At 40.5% G+C, this 24670-nt stretch carries 19 protein-coding genes; 8 read left to right on the top strand and 11 right to left on the bottom strand.

Annotated features, from left to right (window positions below; all coding sequences use genetic code 11):
• The 3 genes from PUQ00_RS25490 to rimO form a co-directional block, all read right to left on the bottom strand.
• Positions 1–251, bottom strand: a 251-nt coding sequence (locus PUQ00_RS25490) for a Uma2 family endonuclease (protein ID WP_300421986.1), incomplete at its 3' end; no start/stop codon positions are given.
• Between the two features lie 333 nt (positions 252–584).
• Positions 585–2123: a DEAD/DEAH box helicase gene (locus tag PUQ00_RS25485; RefSeq protein ID WP_300421984.1), complete on the bottom strand. Its 1539-nt coding sequence runs from the start codon at positions 2121–2123 to the stop codon at positions 585–587.
• 264 nt (positions 2124–2387) lie between these two features.
• Entirely contained in the window at positions 2388–3707 is a 1320-nt protein-coding gene (gene rimO / locus PUQ00_RS25480; protein ID WP_300421983.1) for a 30S ribosomal protein S12 methylthiotransferase RimO, read from the bottom strand.
• 1102 nt (positions 3708–4809) lie between these two features.
• Here rimO and btpA point away from each other — a divergent pair.
• From btpA to PUQ00_RS25455, 5 genes are all read left to right on the top strand, one after another.
• Positions 4810–5658 (top strand): photosystem I biogenesis protein BtpA, encoded by an 849-nt coding sequence (btpA, locus tag PUQ00_RS25475; RefSeq protein WP_300421990.1) that lies wholly within the window; start codon positions 4810–4812, stop codon positions 5656–5658.
• A 143-nt stretch (positions 5659–5801) separates the two neighbouring features.
• The gene (locus PUQ00_RS25470) at positions 5802–6785 is read left to right on the top strand and encodes a vitamin K epoxide reductase family protein (RefSeq protein ID WP_300421981.1); all 984 of its coding nucleotides are present in this window, start codon (positions 5802–5804) and stop codon (positions 6783–6785) included.
• An 88-nt stretch (positions 6786–6873) separates the two neighbouring features.
• A complete protein-coding gene (locus tag PUQ00_RS25465; RefSeq protein WP_300421988.1) occupies positions 6874–6969 on the top strand; it encodes a hypothetical protein in 96 nt (31 codons plus the stop codon).
• A gap of 28 nt (positions 6970–6997) precedes the next feature.
• Positions 6998–7240 carry a hypothetical protein gene (locus tag PUQ00_RS25460; protein WP_300421979.1) on the top strand — a complete coding sequence of 81 codons (243 nt, stop codon included), beginning with the start codon at positions 6998–7000 and terminating at the stop codon, positions 7238–7240.
• 385 nt (positions 7241–7625) lie between these two features.
• Positions 7626–8087 carry a DNA phosphorothioation-associated protein 4 gene (locus PUQ00_RS25455; RefSeq protein WP_300421978.1) on the top strand — a complete coding sequence of 154 codons (462 nt, stop codon included), beginning with the start codon at positions 7626–7628 and terminating at the stop codon, positions 8085–8087.
• Positions 8088–8128: 41 nt separating this feature from the next.
• Here PUQ00_RS25455 and PUQ00_RS25450 read toward each other — a convergent pair whose 3' ends face one another.
• From PUQ00_RS25450 to PUQ00_RS25440, 3 genes are all read right to left on the bottom strand, one after another.
• Complete coding sequence (locus tag PUQ00_RS25450) at positions 8129–10126, bottom strand: DNA sulfur modification protein DndB (RefSeq protein ID WP_300421976.1); 1998 nt, start codon at positions 10124–10126, stop codon at positions 8129–8131.
• 6 nt (positions 10127–10132) lie between these two features.
• Complete coding sequence (locus PUQ00_RS25445) at positions 10133–10810, bottom strand: GIY-YIG nuclease family protein (protein WP_300421974.1); 678 nt, start codon at positions 10808–10810, stop codon at positions 10133–10135.
• A gap of 74 nt (positions 10811–10884) precedes the next feature.
• Positions 10885–12483: a DGQHR domain-containing protein gene (locus PUQ00_RS25440; RefSeq protein WP_300421972.1), complete on the bottom strand. Its 1599-nt coding sequence runs from the start codon at positions 12481–12483 to the stop codon at positions 10885–10887.
• A 172-nt stretch (positions 12484–12655) separates the two neighbouring features.
• Here PUQ00_RS25440 and dndC point away from each other — a divergent pair, with 172 nt between their 5' ends.
• The 3 genes from dndC (at position 12656) to dndD (ending at position 16953) form a co-directional block, all read left to right on the top strand.
• Entirely contained in the window at positions 12656–14275 is a 1620-nt protein-coding gene (dndC, locus tag PUQ00_RS25435) for a DNA phosphorothioation system sulfurtransferase DndC (RefSeq protein ID WP_300421970.1), read from the top strand.
• Between the two features lie 72 nt (positions 14276–14347).
• Positions 14348–14761 carry an IS200/IS605 family transposase gene (tnpA, locus tag PUQ00_RS25430; protein ID WP_300421969.1) on the top strand — a complete coding sequence of 138 codons (414 nt, stop codon included), beginning with the start codon at positions 14348–14350 and terminating at the stop codon, positions 14759–14761.
• Positions 14762–14964: 203 nt separating this feature from the next.
• Positions 14965–16953, top strand: a complete 1989-nt coding sequence (gene dndD / locus PUQ00_RS25425) for a DNA sulfur modification protein DndD (RefSeq protein ID WP_300421967.1) — start codon at positions 14965–14967, stop codon at positions 16951–16953.
• Positions 16954–16975: 22 nt separating this feature from the next.
• Here dndD and PUQ00_RS25420 read toward each other — a convergent pair whose 3' ends face one another.
• Genes PUQ00_RS25420 through PUQ00_RS25400 form a run of 5 tightly spaced genes read right to left on the bottom strand, consistent with a single transcriptional unit; the run spans position 16976 to position 24492 of the window.
• Positions 16976–18886, bottom strand: a complete 1911-nt coding sequence (locus PUQ00_RS25420; protein ID WP_300421966.1) for a BREX system Lon protease-like protein BrxL — start codon at positions 18884–18886, stop codon at positions 16976–16978.
• Positions 18887–18891: 5 nt separating this feature from the next.
• Positions 18892–22233: a hypothetical protein gene (locus PUQ00_RS25415; protein WP_300421965.1), complete on the bottom strand. Its 3342-nt coding sequence runs from the start codon at positions 22231–22233 to the stop codon at positions 18892–18894.
• Positions 22234–22272: 39 nt separating this feature from the next.
• A complete protein-coding gene (locus PUQ00_RS25410) occupies positions 22273–23205 on the bottom strand; it encodes a hypothetical protein (RefSeq protein WP_300421964.1) in 933 nt (310 codons plus the stop codon).
• Positions 23206–23237: 32 nt separating this feature from the next.
• On the bottom strand, positions 23238–23678 hold the full coding sequence (locus PUQ00_RS25405; protein ID WP_300421963.1) for a hypothetical protein: 441 nt from the start codon (positions 23676–23678) through the stop codon (positions 23238–23240).
• A complete protein-coding gene (locus PUQ00_RS25400; RefSeq protein ID WP_300421962.1) occupies positions 23668–24492 on the bottom strand; it encodes a DUF4007 family protein in 825 nt (274 codons plus the stop codon). The genes PUQ00_RS25405 and PUQ00_RS25400 overlap by 11 nt, the downstream gene beginning before the upstream one ends.
• Positions 24493–24670: the final 178 nt, after the last annotated feature.

The following is a 24670-nucleotide window of genomic DNA, read 5'->3' as shown; positions in this document are numbered from 1 at the left end:
GTACAGAATACCTTTCCTGTATTCTGACGACTGGCACCTTTATTCTGTTCGATAAAACCAGCGCTAGAACCAGTTACCCGTCCTAGTCTCTGTGGGCGCACCCAGTTGCCGAGTAATCTAACTAACTCAGCACCTATTTCCTCTGACTCATAATCTGATGGCCCCATAAGAACTATATTTCCGTCTACTAGCTCCATCTGCCATTCTGGATGCTCTGCTTGTAGTTGCTCTAAGTCTGGGATAGTAAACATAAGACCACGAAGAATGCATCTTTAATTTATCTTCCTACAAACTGGTAGAATAAGTTACCTAAAAAGCCAAAAAGTCAAGAGTCTAAAGTCAAAATCTTAACTCTTGACTCTTAACTCTCAACTCTGCCAATTTTAGATTTGGGATTTGGGATTTGGGATTGAAGAAAAAAGCGTTCGACTGACTTGTACTGAGCTTTGTCGTTGGCGCAACCCAACAAGAGAAGTAGCGCTCACGCCGTACTCCTTCTCTACGAGACGCTCCGCGAATGGAGAAGCAAGCTATGCGTAGCATTCCGCAGGAAATTCTAAAATCCAAAATTAATTAACTGTTGACTAAGAAGCTGATTCCCTAGCTGTAGGTGAACCTAGCTTTTTACTAGGGGATGCAGAAGATTCACGACCACTTCCACTTGTCCGCAGTTTGGGCTTGGGAGAAGCATGTTTTTCTTCATCTCCATTGCTGCTATCTGATTTCCATGCAGAACGGGGGCGATCGCTGGAAGATTCACGACGCTTGCCCAGTCTGGGTTTGGGAGCGGAAGATTCCTCTTGGGGAATTTCCACGTCTGAGTTCAACCAAGCGGGACGAGTTTGATCGTAAGCAATTTGCAGTGCAGCTGCGGCGATCGCCTGAGCATCGTATTCTTCAATCAGTTCGCTGACAATCGGCAAGAATGAAGCCAAACGCTCACCTGTCAAAGCTTCTCGCACCTGTTCTTGCAATTTCAGAATGTGTTTTGCTTCAATCTGGGCGCGTGTGGGAATCGTCAACACTTGCCAATTTTGGCGGTTATGACGTTCAAATGTTTGCTGCTTGCGCCGCTCAAATGGCTGAACTAAAGAAATTGCCGTTCCTTCTTTACCAGCACGACCAGTACGACCAATGCGATGGACGTAGGTTTCTACGCTATCAGGTAAGTCGTAGTTGATCACATGGGAGAGTTGATCGACATCTAACCCTCGTGCGGCAATATCAGTTGCTACCACCCAGCGCACCTGACGGTTACGGAATCTGATTAATAACCGTTCCCGTGCTTGTTGGGACAAGTCACCGTGGTATTCATCGACACTATGACCAGCAGATTGCAACTGACTGGTGAGTTCGGCGGCTGTGCGTCTAGTGCGGACAAAGATTAAAGCTGTTTCTGGATCTTCCATTTCCAGAATCGGCTGTAAAGCTTTGGCTTTTGTCCAATGGCGGGGGATCAGATAAGCTACCTGATTAATCTTGTTGGGAGCGGCTTTTGGCTGCTCAACGGTGACTGTCGCTGGCGATCGCAAAAACTTGTTCACCAACATCCGAATTGATGGTGGCATTGTTGCGGAGAATAAAGCTGTTTGGCGATCTACGGGTGCTTGGGAGAGGATTTTCACCACATCGTCAATAAAGCCCATGCTCAACATTTCATCGGCTTCATCCAACACAAACCACTTCACTTGATCGAGCTTTAAACAGCCGCGATCGAGCAAATCTATCACCCGTCCTGGAGTACCCACGACCATGTGAACGCCACGTTTTAGTTGTAACATTTGGCGGTCAATTGATTGACCACCGTAGATTGCTAACACCCGCAATCCTTCATTACCGATGAATTGGGCGATCGCATCGTGAACTTGCATTGCTAATTCACGAGTTGGTGTTAAAACTATCGCTTGCACGGCTTTTTGATTAATATCCAGCCGCTCTAAAATTGGCAGTGAAAATGCTGCGGTTTTGCCTGTTCCAGTTTGAGATTGACCTACCACATCACGACCAGCTAACAATTGGGGAATTGCTTGTACTTGAATGTTAGTCGGTTCGGTAAAACCGATTTTTTCTAGTTGTTCAACACGTTCTTGGGAAATGCCTAGTTCTTGAAATGAAAGAGTCATTAATTTTCCTAAATTTTTTCTAAGGATTTTTTGGATTAGTCATTAGTCATTAGTCATTAGTCATTAGTCATTAGTCATTAGTTATTGGCTATTAGTGAGCCAAGGGCGCTAGCGCCGCCTCAACTATTGGAGAGGCTATGCCAAGTCCGCCAGCGTTTCAGGTAAACCCTCATGAAAGCTGTCATTGCAGCGTTGACCTCAGGATAAGGGTCAATCTGTAAGGGTCATTTAACAAAGGACAAAGGACAAAGGACAAAAGACAATTTAGTTATTGACTACTTGACCATAGAGGTCGTATGTATCAGCGTGGTGAATCGCTATTGGCACGATGGTTCCTAACTTTGCCTGGCCTTTGATATACACCAGACCATCAACCTCTGGGGAAAATCTACCTGAACGACCGATCAATTCACCAGTTTCAGGATTTTCTTGCTCAATCAGGACATCAACGATTTTGCCTACTTCCTGTTGATTTTTCTTTTGGGAAATCGGTTGCTGGAGTTCCATAAGTTGGTATCGGCGCTCGTCCATCACCAATTCGGGCAACTGATTTGGTAACTTGTAAGCTGGGGTTCCTTCCTCAGAGGAAAAGGTGAAGACACCAACATGATCAAATTCATGCCGTTGAACAAACTCTAGTAGATGCTCAAAATGCTCGCTTGTTTCTCCTGGGAAACCAACAATAAATGTTGTCCGCAATACGGCTGTTGGTAGCGCCGTTTTGATCCGATCTATAATCCCATCATTTACACGTCCTTGCCAAGGACGGTTCATAGTGCGGAGAATCTCTGGATGAGAATGCTGCAAGGGCAAATCCAGGTAAGGTAAGACATTGGGTGTTTCTTGGATCGCCGCAATCACATCTGGGGTCAGTCCCGTGGGATAAGCGTAGTGCATTCTGATCCACGGTATATCTACTTTCCCCAAAGCACGAAGTAATTCGGCTAATTTTGGCTGACCGTAAATATCTAGACCGTAATTAGTGGTGATTTGGGAAATTAGAATAATTTCCTTTACCCCTTGACTAACTAACTGCTCCGCTTCGGCGACTATAGATTCAATAGTACGCGATCGCTGGTTTCCTCGAAGATGAGGAATTATACAAAATGCACAACGATAATCACATCCTTCCGCAACCCGTAGGTAAGCTACGCCCTCGGTTGTAGTACGATAGCGCGGTGTAGTTTCATCGGCAATGTAGGTTGGCTCAATACTAACCTGTTTGACCCGCTCACCTTGTTCTACACGCTCAATTACATTTACAATTTTGTGATAATCGCCTGTACCCACAACGGCTACTGCTTCAGGTAACTCCTCCAAAAGTTGTTCTTGGAAGTGTTGCGCCATACAGCCAGTGATTACGATTTTTTTATTTGCCTCTGCCAGTTCTACCAAAGTTCTGACAGATTCTTGCCTAGCTGCTTCTATAAAACTACAGGTATTAACAATAACGTAATCTGCTAACTCTTCGTTTGTATCTACACCGTAGCCTGCTTCTACGAGCAGTCCTAGCATATGTTCTGTATCAATTCTATTTTTCTCGCAGCCCAGGTGAGAAATGGCAATTGTTGGCTTGTCACCCATATTTTGAAAATATCTTCATTTTTTTCTTGTAGTCAAACATTCTGGCGCTAACTTTGCTTTTTTGCTATCAGAATCCTCATCAAAACAGTACAGTGGCAAATTCCCACTGTCAGCAACTGTCCGTGGACTTATGACCCTATCAATAATAAAAATAGAGGTCATGTTATGATATTCCTATCAATCTGTTCCCCAGGGTAAATTGAAGTGTCTTTGGGTACATTTGACACTTGTAATGTTTTTTAACAGTTCGCCTATTGGTATTTTACATTACCGCAGCGTGTGCGTTGTTAACCTACCCATCGGGAAGCCGCCCAAAGGGCTTGTTTTGAGAAGTCGCTACCCTCAGGGAAATCGACGAAAGCGACTACGCCTATAAAGCAGTAATGCTACCCTGGCGATTGGCAAGTCCTACGACTGTGCGCGGACAAGATGCCTAAAGCACGGAAAGCTGCCTTGCGTCTAGTGAGTGGCAAACTCCTCTTCTAGCCAAGTTTTATCTTAACATATCTTATGGGAGGTTTCACGCTAATTTCCATCTAAGGAAGGAGGCAGTAAAAATTCAAAATTCAAAATTGTTCGCCTTGGTCTCGTAGAGAAGAGAGTTTCAGAGTCGGATTTAAACCCGACTGAAACCCAGAGTAGCGCTTTGCGTATTTTCCCACGGCAGTCAAGGAAAGGGGAGCTACTGTGTTGGACGGGTTAAGAGGCTTAAAGGAGCCAGCCCCTATGCGCGGGTCTCCCGACTTGAGCGGACTATTACTCAAGCGGCGTTGAAATCCCCTGTTGCCGCGCTGCCTCGCCGTTGTAGCGACTGCAAGAACAGAGTCAAAGCCAGAGAACAGGACGAGCTACGTGTAAACGAACGCGAACAGCGTCTCTAAAAGTTGGGGTTTTAAACCCTTTAATTTACGATAAAACACATTTGATTATTTAATGAAAAGTCAAGAGTCAAGGGTCAAGAGGAGCCAGTCACATGCGGGGTTTTCCCCGTTGAAGAGCCACCACCGTATAGAGGTTCCCGACCTTAAGGAGAGTGGCGTTGAACTGGCGTTCAATAGTCAAAAAATTCTGGACTCTGGACTCCGCGAGGCGGATTAAAGACGTGGACTTATATCAGATATTTAAAACTCGCTCACCGATTATTGGCGTGGTTCACCTGCTGCCACTACCTACCTCACCCCGTTGGGGAGGTAGCCTAAAAGCGGTGATTGACCGTGCCGAACAAGAAGCCGCAGCCCTAGCAAGTGGAGGGGTTGACGGGCTAATTGTGGAGAATTTTTTCGATGCGCCGTTTACCAAAAACCAAGTCGATCCAGTGGTTGTGAGCGCCATGACGATTGTGGTGCAACGGATACAAAATTTGGTGACTTTGCCCATAGGCTTAAATGTTTTGCGAAACGATGCCAAAAGTGGAATGGCGATCGCTAGCTGTGTGCAGGCCCAATTTATCCGCGTCAACGTCCTGACAGGGGTGATGGCAACCGATCAGGGATTAATTGAGGGAGAAGCCTATCAATTACTCCGCTATCGACGCGAGTTAGGCTGCGATGTTAAAATCCTCGCTGATGTGTTGGTGAAACACGCCCGTCCTTTAAGTTCTCCAAATCTCACAGTTGCTGTGAAAGACACCATTGAAAGGGGTTTAGCAGACGGAGTTATTTTATCCGGCTGGGCTACTGGTAGCCCTCCTAACTTAGAAGATTTGGAACTAGCCTGTGGTGCAGCAGCTGGCACACCAGTGTTCATCGGTAGTGGGGCCAATTGGGAAAATGTTGATACATTGATGCAGGCAGCAGATGGTGTAATAGTTTCCAGTTCCTTGAAACGTCATGGACGGATAGAGCAACCAATTGACCCAATTCGCGTCAGTCAATTTGTGGAAGCCGCACATCGCAATTGGAACTCCAAAGGTGAACGCAAATCAGCAGAACAAGTGAAGTTACATTCTTAATTGGGGGATTGGGGCATGGGGATAAATAAATAATACTTAATACCCAATTACCAATCCGCAATCCCCAATAGGGAGAAATAACTAATACCCAATGCCCAATACCCAATGCCCAATGCCCAATGCCCATTAACTAATAGCAATTTATGATTCGCCGCCGTTCTACTCCTTGGATTCATAAATGGTCACGTCCATTGATTGCCGCGATCGCTGGATGTGGTGCTCTGATAACAGGTTATCTCACCATAGAAAAGTTAACAGGAGGCAATGCAGCTTGTGTGGCACAGGCTGGTGTCAAGGGCTGTAATGATGTGCTTTCTAGTCCTTGGGCAACGGTTTTTGGTCAGCCATTAGCCTTGTTTGGGTTTTTGGCATACACCAGTATGGTGATATTTGCTTTAGCTCCCTTGGTATTTAACTCCGGGGAAAACAATCGCCGCAAACAATTGGAAAATTGGACGTGGTTGCTGCTGCTGGCGGGTGCGATCGCTATGTCTGTCTTTAGCGGCTATTTAATGTATGTGCTGGCATCTCAAATTAAAGCTATTTGTCCTTACTGTATTGGTTCAGCTTTGTTCTCTTTGAGTATTTTGGTACTGACAATTATCGGTCGGACTTGGGAGGATATTGGACAAATCTTTTTTACCGCGATTATTGTCGGGATGGTGACGCTGATTGGTACTTTAGGCGTCTATGCTGGCGTGAATAGATCAGATGTTACATCTGGAACTCCTGGACAACCCGTACAGATTAACTTTACTCCTAAGGTAGAGCCTAACCCAGCATTCGGTTGGGAAGTTACCACTACTTCTGGTGAGGCAGAAATAGCTCTAGCACGCCAGCTTGCAAAGGTAGGCGCGAAGGAATACACTGCTTACTGGTGTCCTCATTGCCATGAACAAAAGCTGCTTTTTGGTAAAGAAGCCGAGGAAATAATCAACAATGATATTAAGATAGAGTGCTTTCCTAATGGATCGAAAGTTATAGCAGAAGTGTGTAAAGCCGCAAAAATTGAAGGCTTCCCCACTTGGATCATCAATGGTAAAAGCTATAGCGGAATCCAAAGCTTAGAGGAACTAGCGAAAGTTTCTGATTACACGGGCCCTCGTAACTTCAAGTATTTCAAGTAATTGACTACAAAAAATCATGATAAACATACCCTCGCCCCTGGGGGTTAGCCCCTTCGGGGAAGTCAAAAGTTAAAAGTCAAAATGTGATATCAGCAACCTCCAAACCCTTTGCTTCACCTGCAATCAACAGAAAATAGACAACATTCATACCCAAGTTCCAGCGACATTTTCAGCTTTAGGCTAAGATCGATTATTAGTTTTTCACCTCTACTATGTCTCAAAACCACAACAGCAATTCCCGAAGATTGCCCAAAATTAGAACCGCGATTTTCTACATCTTCGCTGTCATCGCTGTTTTAGTAGTAGCCTTTCCTTGGCTGTACGAAATTAAAACCAAGGCTGGGATCGACATATTACCTCAACGCCATGCTGGAACTTTTTTTGAAAAACATACCCACGGACTTTTCAAGTGTAAGTGGCTTTATCCTTACCATTGCGATCGCCCCCAAGGTTAAGTAGGGGAATTTAACCTCGCATGACTAAGGACTTATAGTTTAATTTCTTTTTACAGCACTGGGAGCTACCTTGGGATGTAATCATGTCAGCGCTACCGTAATCGCAGAAAACGTTTTCGATTATGCTGGCACTTAATTTCTGGGATTTATAATTACGAACTTCAAAAATCCTCAATTCGCCTTCACTTAGTAAATCAATAATCTGATCATAAAACTTTTTTGCAAGAGGTCTAATATAAGTTTTGGAGAAATGAACCGCAGAGGGGGAGAGCGATCACCTATATCTGAGTATAAAATAATACCTATTTTTATGCGTAAGGGTAGCCAGCCGTAAGCATTGCTTTTACCTTTCGGTTAAAATAGCAACAATGTATATCTTAAAACAATGGCTGCAAACAGAATCAGGGTTGCTAAAGATAAGGCTGAGTTGGTGAAATCTCTAGTAGCATCAAAAGACACAACTGGGCCTTTTCAGACTTATGTAGAGGTTATGGTGTTTGCAGCAGCATTAGGCGTTAAATATAAAAAACGCGTTCCTTTAGATGTAATTTCTAAAGATTTATCCCCACTGCGACAAGATTATTTTACTAGCAGCTTCACTCTATTAATTAATTTGTTGGCTATCACCGAAACAGAAAACATTAAGATTCTAAGTGATGATGATGTCGCTGACGAGCAACGTATTCACATTTTTGAAGAGTATGCTAATGCTGGTTTAGAAATTATACAAAATGAACTCCGTGGAGCAGTAGACTATTCAGAACGACTTTTATTGATTCTTAGTTCTGAAAGAACGAATACAGAGCAGCAAGATGAGGAATTTGATTTAACCAAATTCCTATCTTGAATTACGCTCTATTAAAGTTAACTTTAATAGACTTTATATTTTTATTCAGAATCGAGTTCATCCTCTTCCTCTGATATTTGCAGAAGTGAAGATTGAGTATTTAATTCTGGCAAACCAACAGCGAGTATAGCAGAGAACCTATCTCGAACCATATCTTCTTTTTGTTGATTGTTCATTTTTTCATGTTCTTTCCCATAAAAAGCAACAGTATCGAAACCTTTATATAATGCTTTGTAAGCATCTGTACAACCTGCCCACTCAGCTTTATTTTTGTCTGCACTAAAGAAATTGAGTAGTTTTCGCCTCGATAAGATTTGAGAACCTTTTGCAACGTCGATTTGTGTTTTCCGAGAGCTGAAATACCACAAGCATAATAAAGAAAATATCCTATCTTCTACAGTTCTCGCCACTTTAATTTTGTCAGTATTCTGATTTATTGCTACAAATGTCCATAATCGAAAAGGGTAATCCGGTAAGTCAGCATCTACTTTTAAAATACCTTTGTCATATAGTCTATCTAGACAACTCAATACGTCATCGATATTACCTAAGTTTTTATCTTTGGCTTTATAGTCAAACTCGACAATTCTGCCTAAACGAACTATAGCTTTCTGGAATATTGCTTTGAAAGCCCATTGATTTTCTTTGATGCTATTAATAGCAGCCTGGTGTGAGAGTATCTCTCGGCTATTCCAATCACTATCCTTAGCAATTTCTCGCTGCCGAATAATTCCTTTATGCTTACTTGTCTGAGCTTGGTAGCTACCAAAAGTACCCTCAATCAAATCATGTTCGCGAGCATACTGGAGTAGATTTCGATATGGCTTAAATTCGAGTAAAAGTTTGAGTAGCCAAGGACGAAAGTTAACTTTAAAACCTTCTATTGCAGAGCCAATGTAATTTTCTGGTATTCGAGCAAATGGTGTATCAGGATTTCCATCTTCGTCACAATAGTCTTCTATGTAATATTCTTCAAGAGTACGCCCCTCGTACTGAACTTTTTCTTCACCTGTGCCAAGGGCAGAATCAATACTTTCGATAAAATCTAGCACGTACTTCTTTTCCATTGGATCGCGTGGCGGTTTCAGATCCAGTGCTGCTGAAATCAGCAAATCTAAATGAACTAGTGAATTTAGGTAGTAGGAGCTATCAAATCGGTTTGAGTCGTCTTGCCAGCGCACTAGAGAAAGAGGAAGCTTATCTTTCGCATCTTCGCCTGTACTCTCAGTCAATAAAGTTCTAACGCATTGGGCACTAATGCTTTTGTCATCAAGAATAAGTTCTCTAGCCTTATCTACAGTCTTAGCATTCTTATTCAAATCAGTGAATAATTCACGAGCGATTCCCCGAATTGAATAATCAGATGTACTCTGAAGATTTTTAAAGCCCGCACTGGGATGAAGCAAAATAAATAAAATTGGTATTTTTGTTTGTTGCTCAATCGTGTTAAGAGTACCACCTCGAAACCTTGGATCTTCACGAAAGGTACGGAGCGCCCAAAGACGATGTTGTCCATCTACTGCTACTGCTAATACTCTATCTTCATCCCAACGTAGCCTAGCAGAGACTCCAGTAGAAACAAATTGAACACCCCCGAAGTTCGCAACCTCACTTTGAAAATTTTTCCATTGTTCATCATCAGGATCAGTACTATCCCAAGGTATGGCAGGAGAGGCTATACTTGTTGTTTCATCAAAAGCATTCTGAATTTTGCCATCATCGTCCTTTGGCATTAATACAATAGTAATTGCATTAAAAAATTTCAGCTTGTTTGGATCTAGAAGATAGCCTTTAACTATGTCATCTTCTACTCTTTTTACATCAATTTCTCGTTGAAAAAGCTCTTTTAGAGACCATTTTGTCTCTAAGGAAGCGGGAATTTGTTCAGCTATCTTAAGTTCATCAATAGCTCGGTTAACTTCAACTAGTGAAAGAACATATGGAAGTGCTATACCTTCTGATAAAGTGTAAATACCAGTTAAACCATATAGCGGTTTATTGAATCTTGATTTTCCTTCATTATTGGAGAATATAAGCATTTTATCTCAACCGTATCTAAGAGTAAATGATGGAAGAAATAGCCTAGATAAAATATCTTCAACTAGTTTGTCTGAAGCGAGTTTAGAACATTCATAGTCTTCTTCAATTTGATTATCTAATTCGTCATCCTCATCAACCCTATCAGGAACAGTATTTGTATTATATGAAGTATGAATAATTAGTAACCTGCATTTATTAATTTTGTGTCCAGCATCTGCAAGACGATCACGTAAAATGCTACCTTCACGAATATGACTGCGAATCCTAGAGTATAAATTAGTTGCCTTTCCTATATATAATGGCTGCTGAAATATGAGAGAATTATTCAAAAGCATAAAGAGTAGTTGACGAAAGGACGAATCAGCAGCTAACTCTTTCAGCAAAAGCTCTTTAGAAAATGAATTCTCTGCTTCGAGTTTTATCCGGTGTGCTGGAGGCAGTTTTGTTTCTCTCGGAGCCGAATGATCCTTACAAAGTTCCGCCAAAATATAATCAACGAAGACTTGAGGATCATTGATGGCATTAGCATCAATCTCGAAGCGACGATACCAAGCGTAGACACCGCCGATATTATCGGGGATGCGGCTTAAAACAGCACTATTTCCACGCATCTGTGCCAAATCATACAATACGACGTTTTCACTTAGCTGTTGCACAGCATCACTGCTATATAGCCATGCCACAAAATAGATTCCCTTTATACATTACGTATCAGGGTAGCATAATAATTTATTTAAAGGCGAGTAATCATTAGCAACTACAGAACAGGTGGAAGCCCTACCTCCTTGGGTTCAACAAACTTGCCATCAAAACCTATAGTTTTATCTTCCACAGTCCTAGCATCTGCTAAAGCTTTACGAAGTTCAGCACGTTCCATCTGTTCCTGAATTCCACCCAGGATATAAACCAATAACTTCGCCGCCAAATCTCGTCCAGCAACCTGCACCCGCTTTTTATTTGGGTCGTATAAAACCCCATACCAAAGAGATTGGGGATACTCCATACCACTAAAGCCGCCTTGCTGGTCAAACTTCCGCAGCTTTTTAAAAATATCTGCTAGGGAAAAACCTTTTTTAAAAACCAAAATTCCGATAGCTTGCGCCAATGCAACTTGAGCAACCGGACGGAAAAGCATATTTCCTTCACCTCCATCCTTCTCAAAGCTGAACCGCCGCAAAGCTGGTGTATCCTCATGTTCTAAAATCTTATAACTGGAAAGACTTGCTAAAGAATCAAATAGCTTTCTAAATTCCTCAATTCCCTGCTCAAGTTCTTCATCCTCTGGACGCATGGGAATTAGACCTTTCTCCAAGGGTTTCCAGTGAGGAAACTTTTGACCTAAATATCGTTCAGACATATCTTGTAGAGCTTGCAATGTCGTCAAAACTGTAGAATTGGAGGCTACCGTTGCACTATTCCAATTAACGCGAGGATTGCGCTCTTGTCGTTGTTCTAATAGTGGATGTGTAACTGCAATTTTTCTAGCAACGATCGCAAAACCATCATCTTCATTCAACTGTGTTAACTGACCTTTAGTCAAGGGTGCAGCCATCAGGTTGACATGAACAAAAATCGATCTCACCCTCCGCCTCGCCTGAGTGCGAGTTTCCCCAGCGGCTACCGCACAGATGAACTCAATACCAATTTTTTCCTTGGGTAAATTTTGCAAATAAGCAAGGTCTACTTGATACTTTTCTATCAAATCATTGACTGTAATAAAACTGTCATCAGCACCTTTATCTTTTTTATAGCGCTGGAGTTTGCGAGTTTTAATTAACTCCATCAACCCCTGTACACCCATTAATCGGTGTTGACCATCTAGTGCATAAATGGTCACATCATCCTCAGAAATATTTAACAGACCTACTTTAGCGTCTTTATCAAGGGGGATGAAATCAGTAGTAGATTTTGTGGCGCGTCCTTCACTATCCCACTCAGCAGCTTTGGGATTATCCACCCACGGTTGATTAATCACCACCAGCACTGGTGGAAATTTGTGATTTTGTCGAGCCGCTAAATACTGGACTAAAGGTGCTTGACGTGACCAATCAAGGGGACGCTGCTGAATTTCATCAATACTATCAGCATCTATCTCGACATTATCAGTCTCTGGATTATACTTTTTTTGAAACAGAGGTAAGCCAGAGGCAAAGTGAACACGACCTGCAAACCATTCCAAGGTAACAGAGCTAACATAAGCCTCAGTACCACCCATTTCGGTTTTTTGAACGAGAATCTGATCTTTTCTCCCTAAAAAGTTCTCCAGCAGTAAAGCTAGTACCTGTTTTTCCTTGTTTTCTCGTTCCAGGTACTCTCTCGCGATGTCAGCAGTTGGGTCAGATGTACTATCTTTCATGTTAAATTTTAAAAACAGAATAGGATTATGTCGTTTAATTATCCAAAAAATTGGATATTAGTAGTGAAGTTTTTAAAAACTTTTCTTCAACCCACGGAGGTGGGTTTTATCTGTATAGGCGTGAATTCTATTCGCCCGGATATTATGCCAGTGTTTCCAGAGAGAAGGAGAAATGACTACAGCACAACAACCAGAAAATAAAGTTCAGCAAGCACGTACTGTAGCAGAGTTAGTGGATTATATCCAAGCTCTCAACACTGAAATTCAAGAATTGTATTGTTTAGATGAGATTCCTTGGGTTTTAGGCGTGTCTTGGGGAAAAGATTCTAGTACAGTATTGCAGCTTGTATGGAATGCGATCGCTGCTCTTTCTCCAGAAAAAAGAACTAAAACAGTCTATGTAATTACAACTGATACTCAGGTAGAAAATCCTGTAGTGTCTGCTTGGGTTCGCAAATCCTTGGAGAATCTCAAGGTAGCTGCTAAAAAACAGGGGATGCCAATTGATCCACATTTACTACAACCAGTAATTGAAGACACATTTTGGGTAAATCTTATTGGTAAGGGATATCCAGCACCTCGTAACCAGTTTCGCTGGTGTACACCGCGTTTAAAAATTAATCCTGCTAATCAATTCATCCGTGAAATAGTTAGAGCTAACGGTGAAACAATTCTTGTATTAGGGACTCGTAAAGCAGAAAGCTCCAAACGTGCTGCCACAATGAAAAAGCATCAAATTGATAGAGTACGAGATCGCCTGAGTCCTAATGCCAGCCTACCCAACTCTCTAATCTATACCCCTATTGAAGATTGGAGTAATAATGATGTATGGATATATCTTAATCAATGTGATAATCCTTGGGGACAAAGCAATAAAGAATTATTCGCTATGTATCGAGGTGCTACAGCAGATAATGAATGCCCTCTAGTTGTTGATACTTCTACTCCTAGCTGTGGTGATTCCCGATTTGGCTGCTGGGTTTGCACACTAGTGAATAAGGATAAATCAATGGAGGCTATGATCCAAAATGATGAAGAAAAAGAATGGATGCAGCCATTATTAGATATTCGTAACGAATTAGATATTAAAGATGATCGAGACAAGAGAGATTTTAGAAGAATTTGGGGAGATGTCCAACTATTTGAACGCAATAAAGATGGAAAAATTTCTGTTGAACCAATACCTGGCCCCTATACAAAATATTGGCGGGAACATTGGCTCAGACGATTATTAGAAGCGCAAACAAAAACCCGTCGCACAGCGCCAGAAAATATGCGCGACATTACCCTAATTAGTCTCGAAGAAATGAGCGAAATTCGCCGCATTTGGCTAGAAGACAAACACGAATTTGATGATAGCTTACCTCGTATTTATCAAGAAGTGACTGGTGAAGAATTCCAAGACCCCCGCCCTGGTGCTGACTATAGCCTACTAGGTCGTGATGAATGGATAGTATTAGAAGAAATCTGTGAAGGTGATGCGATGCACTTGGAACTCATGGCGAAATTGTTAGACACAGAACGCCAGTATCGCAAAAAGACTCGTCGCGTGGGAATATACGAAACCCTAGAAAAATGTTTTAATACAAGTTCCCGTTCCCCAGAAGATGCGATTAAAAATGCTCGTTTGAAACGCGAATTAAGCGAAGCAGTTAGCCAAGGTGATGTTGCAAAAGTCAAGCAGATGACCTTGGGCGATGTTGCAGCAATGAATGAAGTAGATGAAGGTGAAAATGATGAACAGGTGACTTGGGCAAGCATGAAATTTTCAAAGAAAAATTCAGAAGAATAAGAATAATATAATACCGGGCGATTAGAAATCGCGGCTACACAGACGAAACCCACCTCCGTGGGTTAAAGAAAAATGAGAGCAAGTTTTACACAATTGTATGTGCATTATGTTTGGGCAACTTGGGATACATTGTCCCTAATTACGCCTGATATTCAGAAGTTAGTTTATGCAGCGATCGTTCAGGAGTGTGAACAGTTAAAATGTACCATAATTGCAATTGGTGGTATTGAAGATCATGTACATCTCTTAACAGGTTTTCCGCCAACTGTCAGCATATCAGATGTAATTAAACAAATTAAAGGAAGTTCTTCCCATTTCATCACCCACGAAATAAAGCCAGGTGAGTTTTTTAAATGGCAAGGTAGCTATGGAGCTTTTACGGTTAGCCATGATGCCATCGATAATATAGCCAATTACATCAGAAACCAAGCTAGCCATCATAGCCAAAAATCAATCATTCCCACATGGGAACTAACTCCCAAATAAACCAACAATTATGTACGAATTTAGTCCACGGAGGTGGACTTTGCCTGTGTAGCCGCGAATTCCATTCGCCCGGTATCTGATAAACTTTGCCTGTGTAACCCCGAATTCCGTTCACCCAATATCTTACTAAACTTTGCCTGTGTAGCCGCGAATTCCATTCGCCCGCTATTTCTTTTCCCAATATTTAATAATCTTAAAAATCAATGATATTTCTTGAACTCGTATTACAAAACTTTGGCCCCTACAGTGGTAAACAGGTAATCAATCTTAACCCAAAAATTGATGAGGAAAACTCGCGTCCAATTATCCTATTAGGTGGCATGAATGGCGGCGGAAAAACTACGCTGATGGATGCCATTCGTCTCGCACTTTATGGCCCCCGCGCCCAATGTTCCACCCGTGGTAATTTAAGTTATAACGATTTTCTCAATCAATGTGTTAACAACCAAATAGATCCAGTTGCCGATACCCGTATTGAATTACTTTTTGAACATATTGAAAACGATAAACCAATAAAATACCGTGTTGTGCGTAGCTGGACAAAAAATCCTAAAGATGGTAAAGATACATTAGGTATTTTAGGCGACAGTGATACATGGCCTGATGCTTTAGTTAATATCTGGGATGAATATATAGAAAATCTTTTGCCATTAGGTATTTCTAACTTATTCCTATTTGATGGTGAACAGGTTAAAGAACTTGCAGAACAGGAAATACCACCACCGATTGTTGTTGAAGCTATTCGCGGACTTTTCGGGCTAGAGTTAGCAGATCGTTTAGCTGTTGATTTAGATATTTTAGTTAACCGTAAACGCAAAGAATTTGCTGATACTAAAGATTTAGCTAATTTAGAAGAAATTGAAAAAAGATTAACGCAACAGCAACAAGATTATCAAGAAAGTGAACAGAATTTAGAAAATCTCAAAAATCAGTTAGAAAAATTAGAAGTAAAGCAGCAAGAAGCTTTTGATAAATTCATTTCTGAGGGGGGTAAAATTGCGGCAGAACGCAATCAACTAGAACTACAACAGAAAGCGAAAACTGCGGAAGTTGAACAAGTCCGTCAGTTAATGTGTGAATTGGCGGCTGATGTTTTACCCCTAGCATTAATTCCCAATTTACTTACTCAAATGCAAACGCAGGGAGAACAAGAATTTCGCCATCGACAGATCCAAATTTCCAAAGATTTGTTAATTGAGAGAGATCAGCGTTTACTCAGTTGGCTAAGTCAGGTAGAAATTGCTCTAACACAAGTTGAAAAAATTCAATCATTTTTAGTCGAAGATGTAGATAATCTATATGCAAAGACTCTACAAATGGCAGCGCCTTGGCTATTAGCTGATGATGAAACGTTAAGTCAGCTAGATAATCTCATCTATCACTTACAAAATTCTCAACTTTCTGCACAAGAAAAATTAGCTATTATCAAAAATAAAGAAGAAGAAATTATCACTCTGGAAAGACAAGTGCAAACAGCAGCAGCACCAGAAGATTATACAAAGCTGCGCCAGGCACTAGAAGCGGCACAAAATCAAGTTGTTGAAGCTAAAGCAACTTACGAAACAATTCGCCGCCGTTTAGCTGAATTAGAAACTATTATTGCTAAGTCTAAAAAAGAATTAAGTGAATACACTGTAGAAAATATAAAATATAAAAATAACCAACATATTATTACCTCTGCGGCTAAAGTTCAAGAGACACTCAAGATTTTCCGTGAAAAATTAACTTTGAGAAAGCTGAATAAATTAGAGGAAGAAGTTAAAAATTGCTTCCTCTATCTCCTACACAAATCAGACTTAGTGCATCGCATCGCCATTGATACCAATACATTTGGACTTTCCCTATATGATTTCAATGGTAAACCAGTGCCTAAACATCGCCTCTCGGCTGGCGAAAAACAACTACTAGCGATCGCCTTCCTCTGGGGTTTAGCCAAAGTCTCTGGACACCGCCTACCAGTAGCTATCGATACGCCATTAGGTAGACTAGATTCCTCTCACCGCAGTAACTTAGTTGAACGTTACTTTCCATCCGCCAGCCACCAAGTAATTTTACTTTCCACCGATACCGAGATTGGAAAGAAAGAAGTAGAAACACTGCGAGAAAACGAAGCGATCGCTCGTGAATACCTGCTCAAATATGACTCTTCCACCCGCCAAACAACAGTAGTAGAAAATCAATATTTTTGGTAATTCTTTTCGTGGGATATAGTATTTACTTTGTCTCCACATAAATTTCTCTACCAAACTGCCTGAATTCATCATCGAGATAATATAGCGAATTTCGGATTGCTTGGCGTAGTTTACAAGCAGGTTCCAGGCAATCACGCTCGTAGTCCATTAATGTTAATTCTAAATGAGGATAGAGAATTTTTAGAAAACCTGATGCTGATTTTAGAATAGCATTTTGGTCACGAATAGTTACATTTTTGACAATACTAATGTCGTGGGGAAGACCGTAGCGATCGCCTTCCAAAACCACAAACCTGGTATCATCAGTTTTACCAATTGCCATTCTCCCCTTGGGTTCCAGTTCTGGGGGGCAGTGGGTGATTTTTTCGGAAGTACCCATAATTTGACCATGATCGCTGGCAATAACGATTCTGAGTGCATCTGGATCGGGGTATTGTTGCAAACAGTAATCAATTTTCTCGGCAATGACTTTTAGGGTGTGGGGACGGTCAAGTTCGTTAAAGCTTTGCCAGTCTTTTTGACTGTGATAAAGACTATCGAATATATCTGTATCCCAACAATACAACTTAGAAGTCTTTTTTCTCAAAGCGCTGTAAAGTTTGTCAACTTGTCTATCTGTATAACGTTTACCCATGCCCATTTTCACAAAAGCTTTGCCAGCATCAGCAACCCAAGCAGAATCACTGGGCAACAATTGAGCATATAGGCTCCATTTGGCATACTCTGTTTTAGTGGGCAGGATACTAAACCGAGGCTCAATGGCAGTTTCTACCGCCAGTTTGTAATTATTCGTTAGTAAAGATAAAAGTTCTAGGTGATCTAACCATCCTAAGCCATCGACCACAACCCAAAAGACAGGACTATCTTGGCAAAGATTTTGCACTCTTGAGGCAACGCTGTAATTAAGGTAGGAATTTTCTACTGATTCTACCTTCATCTGGGGGTAGTGCTGGAGCATCCACTCAACAAAGCTATCCGCCAAACTATCACTTATTCTTGATGTAGAGGCAGGTTGCTTAATAACTTCCCAACAACGGAAGGGTAGGTAATCTTTTGTTGCCCAAGCAAGAGCCTCCTTGGGAGTTGCATCTAAAGCCAGAGGTTGGGGTGGACGTTGATTAAGGCTTAATTCTAGCTTCTGCTGATAGCTAAGATAAGGGATAACTTTGGCTTCCCTGACTTTATTTATCCAATCAGATCGAGTTTTTAAAGCTCTGTAGGCACAATTTGCAATTCGCTCCATACCTACATGGTTCGTAGGTATTAAGGTATCCAGAACTTTACCTTCGGTGCGGGAGATTAGTTGTTGCCAGTAGCTATCAAACTCTTGCCTAAGTAAGTCGGGAACTGGCAAGGGATACTTGCCGATGTCGTTGAAAACTGGTTCTGCTATACCTAACCAGCGACGTAGGAACAATAATTTATCTTCAGTCTGGTAATAGTTTGCTAACTCATGTTCTTTGAACCGTTGCTGCCAAACTCGCTCTAAGGGTTTGTACTCTTCTGCAACTGGAATTGACAACCAAGTGGCGAGATGTGAAATCGAGGCTTGGGCAAACCATATCTGTCCATTACTGTTAGTGATGTTGTCTGCCAAAAAGTAGGCAATGGGGTTGTCTTGGGGATAAGAATCTAACTTGGTAGTCAGAATCAGTAGTTGCTCGTCAGTCCAATCATCGGGTAACGGTACAGTAGCAAACAATTGCCCTAGTATGTAGCGGGGATGTTGCTTAATCTCCGTGATTTCCTCACTTCTATTCCACGATTGCAGCCAAGTTTCTGCCCATTTGCATAATCGCTCACCTCTTACCCAGCAAGGATCGGCACTGACACCAAAGAACTGTATCCATTCCACCTCTGTTGTAATTCGGATATAGCCGGAGGGAATATCGTACAATCCAGTAGGGTCTAATATGATCTGTTTATCACTCATCCCTATTACTCCTCCGTCTTTTCTGAGAGAATTTGCCCTAACCTCTCGTACACATTTTGTTGCTCTAAATGGGGAAGTTGCCGTAACAGTACAAAAATTTGATTGGTTATATCTTTCTCCCGTTCCTCAACGCATTGACGTTCTATATTCTCTAATGACTGAGTTTCTGTAACACTAATTAAGTTAATATAATCAGATTTTTCCGCTTGAATTTGCTCCAGTAAATTATTTGCTGCTTCAAGTTTATCTGCATCATCAAACAATTTGTTTATTTGAGTACAATTGTTTTCTAAATCTTTGATCCATTGCTGGGCAGCAGCTTGTTGCTGCTGAAGGATTTGTGATTGTTTTTGTTCATATTCTTGTATTTGATTCCTAAAATTTACTTCTAACTGAGAAATTCTCTCTTGAAAGCGGTCAGCATTATAGATATTCAACTCCCGACTAGCAATTATTGCCAAAACATCATTACAACTGGTAATAGAATCACTTTGTTGATAACGAGTTTCTAGACTTTGTATTTGCTCTAGGTCATGCTTTAAACTCTGGATTTGTGGTTGTAGTTCTTGATAGTCTCTGTAATCAACCGAATCTTGAAAAATAACATCAACCTTGGCATATTCTGTATTAATAACATCTAATTCTGTAAGATTTTTTACTGACTGTAGTTGAGTGCGTAGATTAGCCAGACTAGAACGATCGCTAATGATTTTGTTTTGAATTGACTGCACAATTTCAGCAACTTCATGCTGAAATTTGTCTGGATAATTGAAGCGAGATTGTAAATTTTCAATTTCTTGCAGCGCTGCTTGAGAAAGATGAATTGTTTTGATTTTTGTTGCAGAATTGCGAATATTCTGGATAATTTGTGTATCTTCAGCTTGCTTTTGTCCTGCTTCTGCCTGCTGCCTAATGTCTGTTAATCTAATGTTGCTGGTACGGAGGGCATTTTGCAAACTCTCAATTAAATGGGGAGGTAAGTCTGCAATTTGGGTAATCTGGTCAATAATTCCTTGAATTTCAATTTTATAAGTATTGCAAGCTTGTTCGGTAGATAGTGACTCAGCACGCTTGTTTTCTGCTGCTACAAGTTGGTCAATTTTATTACTGATAGTTTGAAATGCTTGAGAGAAGCGATCGCGTTGTTGTTGTGTTGGTAGAATTGAGGTATCTGGCGATCGCGATCGCAGTTGGGGGTAAAGTGGTAATAGTGCTGTCAATTGTGCCTCATCAGGTAATTTTTCCACAGCTTGCACTGGTTGTAACCACTTACCAATTTCAGCAACCGCAGCACCAATCTGCTTTCTATTCTTAGTTAACTCTTCTTTTTCTAACTCATCTGGTTCATTAAACTCTAAAAAAGCAGCAACGACCTCTAGATACTCCTGCGCCTGATCATAATAGTTTATTAGCGATGCCGAAATCGGCATTTCTGCTTGTTGACGGCGAATTAGTTTGGACTTTTGTTTAACAATCCAATCATGAACAAATTTGGTGGGATCTTGGAGAATATCAGTGTTACCCCAGTCTTTCAGAGACTGTGTTTTCAATGTGGCATTTAATGTTTTAGAATCAAGTGTGGTCTTGCCCCTGAGAGACAGTTCTTTGCGGTGGATTGCTAGCCATCCTGATAGCAAAATAGTAAAGTTATACTCGCTATAACCATAACGTTCCCCAGAAAGGACTTGCCAAATTTTTTCTAAATCAATAATCTTTTCTGGTAATCCTTCTAAATCTGTCATTTCAGAAATTTTATCCCAAGCAGCACGGATTTTTTCATGAGTTGGTTCTTGAACAATATATTTATCAGATGTTTTTTTGAGTAGACCCCATAACTTGACAAAAATCTGGTCAATAACAGTCCTGTAAGAATGGTCAGTCACATTTTGAGTGAAACTATCTTCTATAAATATTTGTGTTGCAGTCCATCTGATAATCTTTCTACCTGTGAGATGGCCTGAACGCATTTTATCGATTTCATCCACAGGAGGAACGAAGGGATATAAATCTTGTAAAAGTAAACTGATTACCCGTTGCGCTTTGCGTTGTTTAGCAGATGGAATTTTCTCGATTTCCACACAATGATAAGTGCAATTATTTAATAACCTCGTTAACCGTGTGTTTGCTTCTTCTTGCCAACGCTGAAGCTGTTCTTGATAAGCTTTTACCGACAATCTTTTATCAGCAGCGTTCGTCTCTTCAAGAGTTTTTATCTGTAAAATTACACGGGCTAAATTTCCGGTTTCTTCTCTAGAAATAGCAACGGCAATGTAATTTTTAATTGGCGATTTACATAAATAATTAGCTACAGTATTACGAAACTCTTGCAACTCCTCTTGAGTGTCTGTCAGAACATAAGCTAAAATTCCCTTCTCTTTGGTATCTCTCAGAATACGATTGTTCTCTAGCGCTTTAATGAATTTCTCAAGACTATATATCTTCCGCTCAAATCGCCAGTCTTCACCCACTAATTTGTTATCTTTGACAAACTGTGTAGCAGTAATTATATTATTAGATGGATGTTGTCTAAGAATATTAATTTTATCACAATAGGCGACAACATCATTAATAGAGGTTGTTTGGTTTCTGATTTTTTCTTCAATTTCTTCTTGAATAACTTTAGGGTTAATTCCTTCGCAAAACCGATAAAGCTTAATTTCTGGTCGGTGGTAAATTAAATCTCTTTCCTTTTCTAGTTTATCTAGTGCTGTCTGGAGTCTCAATTTAGTTAAACCTGTTAAAGTTACTAAAATCTCTTGATGTTCTTCTTGGTCTGCTTTGGTAAGTTTTTCTCCACTAGCTTCATATAAAAATAAAGCTTTAATAACCATTAATTCATCGCCATTTTCGGCATCTGCAACCAAATCCACAGCTTTTTTATAGTGATTATAAAGCGAGGAATTAGAAAAGTTTTCAATAAAGGTATCTACTAAAGCAATAGGATAAATGTAATTAAGTTTACCAGCATTTTCTACAGGCTGAGTTTCGATAAAGTTTTTGACATAGCCTTTTATAAATTGGATAGCAGTTCGATCTTGGGTAAAGTCAAGGTTACACAGCAGATATGCTGTAAGAGGATGCAGGGGAAAACAACCCTTAGATAAGTGGGTATAAAACTCTTCAAAAGACCAGCCTTTGTTTTTATAAATTTTAATTCTTCCCTCGAAGGCGGTTTCAGCTTCTGTTCTCAGTGTGTTATCCCATTGAGAACAGAATGTTTGCCAAATAGAGTTATTTTTTGTCAACAATAAGTTTTCTATTACTAGTTCTAAGCTAGAAGTGGGATTATCATAGGTAGTACCATCTTTTGGGGCAAGGCGACTAGCAATCTTGAGGTATTCTGGCATGGCATTAGCAGAGATTCCTAATCCTCTACCAGGATGAATTTAGGTGAAACTTAGTAAAGCAATTTTTCCTTTGTAGTTTTCGCAAATGTTTGTAATGTTTTGTAGTGCAGTTCCCCCAGCACCTATGTCATCTGCTGCCCAAGATTTTAGATAGTAATTTAGCTCATCAAATAAAATTAAAATCCCCTGGAAATGGGCATTTTGTCCAGTACAATAATTTTTTAACAGGTCTTCTATAATTACTTCAATATTTATATCGGCAGTAAAATCAGGAGTAAATCCCGTGATTTGAAAGGCAAGTTTTTTAACAGACGATAGAACGCCAGAGTTATTTTCTCTGAGTAAGCGAATGAGAGAATTTAAATCACCATCAGGATTACCAATGCTTTCTAGATATTTCTCTGCTTTTGTCCGATTCTCTAGATTTAAATTTTCTAAGTAGCGTAGGGGTTCGCTGCATATATCTTGTGCTAAGTAATCCTGAATACCTACTTCTTCCAGATTTTTAACGAGTTGTTGCAGAAATTGCTTCCTAATGTCGCCGCCTTGATCTCCACTAAGACAGATAACTAAATGTTGGTGGCATTGGTTTTGTTTAAAAAGCTTTAATCCTTCAGAGATAGCCTGATTTTTGGCAGATGTCGCCTTTTCTACTTGTGACAAAATCCCTTGCACTTCCTGACTGTGGAAGGTTTTTTTGAAAAAGTTGGCTATAGCGATCGCAAAATGAGACTTCCCCTTACCATATTGTTGAATCATCAAATGGATATTCGGCTGATTTGGACTATGATAGCTACGGCGCACCGCATCCAAAATACCAACCGTCGATAACTCAGGTTTTGTTGAGTCGTAGTTAAAGATAAAACTCTCACACAGAGGCAAATTCTTCTCTAAATCATCCAACATACCAAAGTTCACAGAACTGGCAATACTACCCTTTTTGTTGATTTCAACAAGTTGGTTGAGGAGCATAATCAATTAAAATAGCAAATGCAAAGTGATAATTATCCTGAAGGAATACGCTTAATTCTCTCTGACGACCAATTGTTGGGTGCTAGTTGCTGGGGTAGCAGTATCCACAAAAGTTTTTCTAGCTTGCGAGTCTCTTCCATCTGCTTCCAGAAAAGGGTAATGTGACTGCCAGATGTCACCTGTAAATAAGTAATCAGACAATCTAACCCTTCCAGTAAAACAATTTGCTTGCTAACCCCAGAACACATTGACTTGATAGCATCCAATTCCAGATCCAGATCGTGATGAAGCGTGAGAAAGTTTTCTCCCGGATGAATCCTTTGTAACAAATTTTTTCGGTAGTTGACCCGTTGAGCATTATTGTCAAAAGCGATACGTACTAGTTCGTTTTCGTCAGGTGTATCCCACACTAGCAAGTGAATTCTGTCATCCGGTCTAGCATCTCGTAGCAGAGAATCAGCTTTATCTGTCATAGGCTTTTTCTAGCAGTGCCAAGGGTTCATTCCAACGGGGAATCACTTGGAAAGGAGGTACTGCGCGTCGCTGTTCGATGATACCGTAAGCTTCTAGTGCATTTAGCTGTTCTTGTAGTACGTCTGCTTTGATGCCCAGTACAGCAGCAATTCCCATTTTCTGGTTCAAGATGGACTCGGTAAGAACAGAACCTTCGCCTTTAAAGTCACGTTCCCACAGCTTTGCTAGTAAATATCCCACCAGGTAAGAGTTAGGTAAGTGAGCATTTCCAACAACATATTTATCCCCTTCTTGAGTGATAAACTTGCAGGATGCTAAAGCTTGAAACTCAGTGTATGCCCGTAAGATAAATTTGATTCTGTCAGCAATCACTTTGCTTTCTTCTTCAAACTCTGAAGCAATATGATACAATAATTCCTCGCTAGTAAATTTACTATAACGAGGCAAGAACGTATATATAAAGTAAGTCCATCCACCCCAATCAACAGGATTTTCTGGTGTTTGTTGTAGTCCTTTATCACCAAAACTTAAATAAAAGTGCATCAACCAGTCTGTAATATTTGACTCCAAGGCGGAGTCTAGCCGCAAGACAATTTCTCCTTCCCGACTAGGGCGATTATTCTTAATTAAGCCTGCACGTACTGCCCAACTTTTTACTCGTCCTACTTTGCCATTACCTAAACTTGTTTTCTCCATCAAATTAGGCAAGCTATCATTTAAGCCTTTTTCTTGGGCAGATGCATGAAGAAGTCTATTGATTTCGTCTTTTTTAAAGGCAAAAGACCCATTAAAATGTAATTGTAATTTAGCCATAATATATTTTCTAAATGTGAAGTTTAATTAAATCCATTTTTTTGGTATTAGTTAAATTTACAAAATATGTATGAGATGTTTACTCATAGTATATAGACAACTATTAGATTGTATATTATTAACTATAGGACTCCTATTTGATTTCTGAACAAGACTAAGAGAGAATACGGAGAGGTTT

The sequence above is a fragment of the Nostoc sp. S13 genome (assembly GCF_029379315.1).
Taxonomy (GTDB): Bacteria; Cyanobacteriota; Cyanobacteriia; order Cyanobacteriales; family Nostocaceae; genus Nostoc.
Note: the sequence above shows the minus strand (reverse complement) of the source record. Positions and strands in the feature narration are given on the sequence as shown.

Bases quoted from the DNA above. Each gene is read 5' to 3' on its own strand.
- PUQ00_RS25485 (WP_300421984.1), bottom strand. From the start codon at position 2,123: ATGACTCTTTCATTTCAAGAACTAGGCATTTCCCAAGAACGTGTTGAA.
- rimO (WP_300421983.1), bottom strand. From the start codon at position 3,707: ATGGGTGACAAGCCAACAATTGCCATTTCTCACCTGGGCTGCGAGAAA.
- PUQ00_RS25470 (WP_300421981.1), top strand. From the start codon at position 5,802: ATGATTCGCCGCCGTTCTACTCCTTGGATTCATAAATGGTCACGTCCA.
- PUQ00_RS25460 (WP_300421979.1), top strand. From the start codon at position 6,998: ATGTCTCAAAACCACAACAGCAATTCCCGAAGATTGCCCAAAATTAGA.
- PUQ00_RS25455 (WP_300421978.1), top strand. From the start codon at position 7,626: ATGGCTGCAAACAGAATCAGGGTTGCTAAAGATAAGGCTGAGTTGGTG.
- PUQ00_RS25450 (WP_300421976.1), bottom strand. From the start codon at position 10,126: ATGCTTATATTCTCCAATAATGAAGGAAAATCAAGATTCAATAAACCG.
- PUQ00_RS25440 (WP_300421972.1), bottom strand. From the start codon at position 12,483: ATGAAAGATAGTACATCTGACCCAACTGCTGACATCGCGAGAGAGTAC.
- dndC (WP_300421970.1), top strand. From the start codon at position 12,656: ATGACTACAGCACAACAACCAGAAAATAAAGTTCAGCAAGCACGTACT.
- tnpA (WP_300421969.1), top strand. From the start codon at position 14,348: ATGAGAGCAAGTTTTACACAATTGTATGTGCATTATGTTTGGGCAACT.
- dndD (WP_300421967.1), top strand. From the start codon at position 14,965: ATGATATTTCTTGAACTCGTATTACAAAACTTTGGCCCCTACAGTGGT.
- PUQ00_RS25420 (WP_300421966.1), bottom strand. From the start codon at position 18,886: ATGAGTGATAAACAGATCATATTAGACCCTACTGGATTGTACGATATT.
- PUQ00_RS25415 (WP_300421965.1), bottom strand. From the start codon at position 22,233: ATGCCAGAATACCTCAAGATTGCTAGTCGCCTTGCCCCAAAAGATGGT.
- PUQ00_RS25410 (WP_300421964.1), bottom strand. From the start codon at position 23,205: ATGCTCCTCAACCAACTTGTTGAAATCAACAAAAAGGGTAGTATTGCC.
- PUQ00_RS25405 (WP_300421963.1), bottom strand. From the start codon at position 23,678: ATGACAGATAAAGCTGATTCTCTGCTACGAGATGCTAGACCGGATGAC.
- PUQ00_RS25400 (WP_300421962.1), bottom strand. From the start codon at position 24,492: ATGGCTAAATTACAATTACATTTTAATGGGTCTTTTGCCTTTAAAAAA.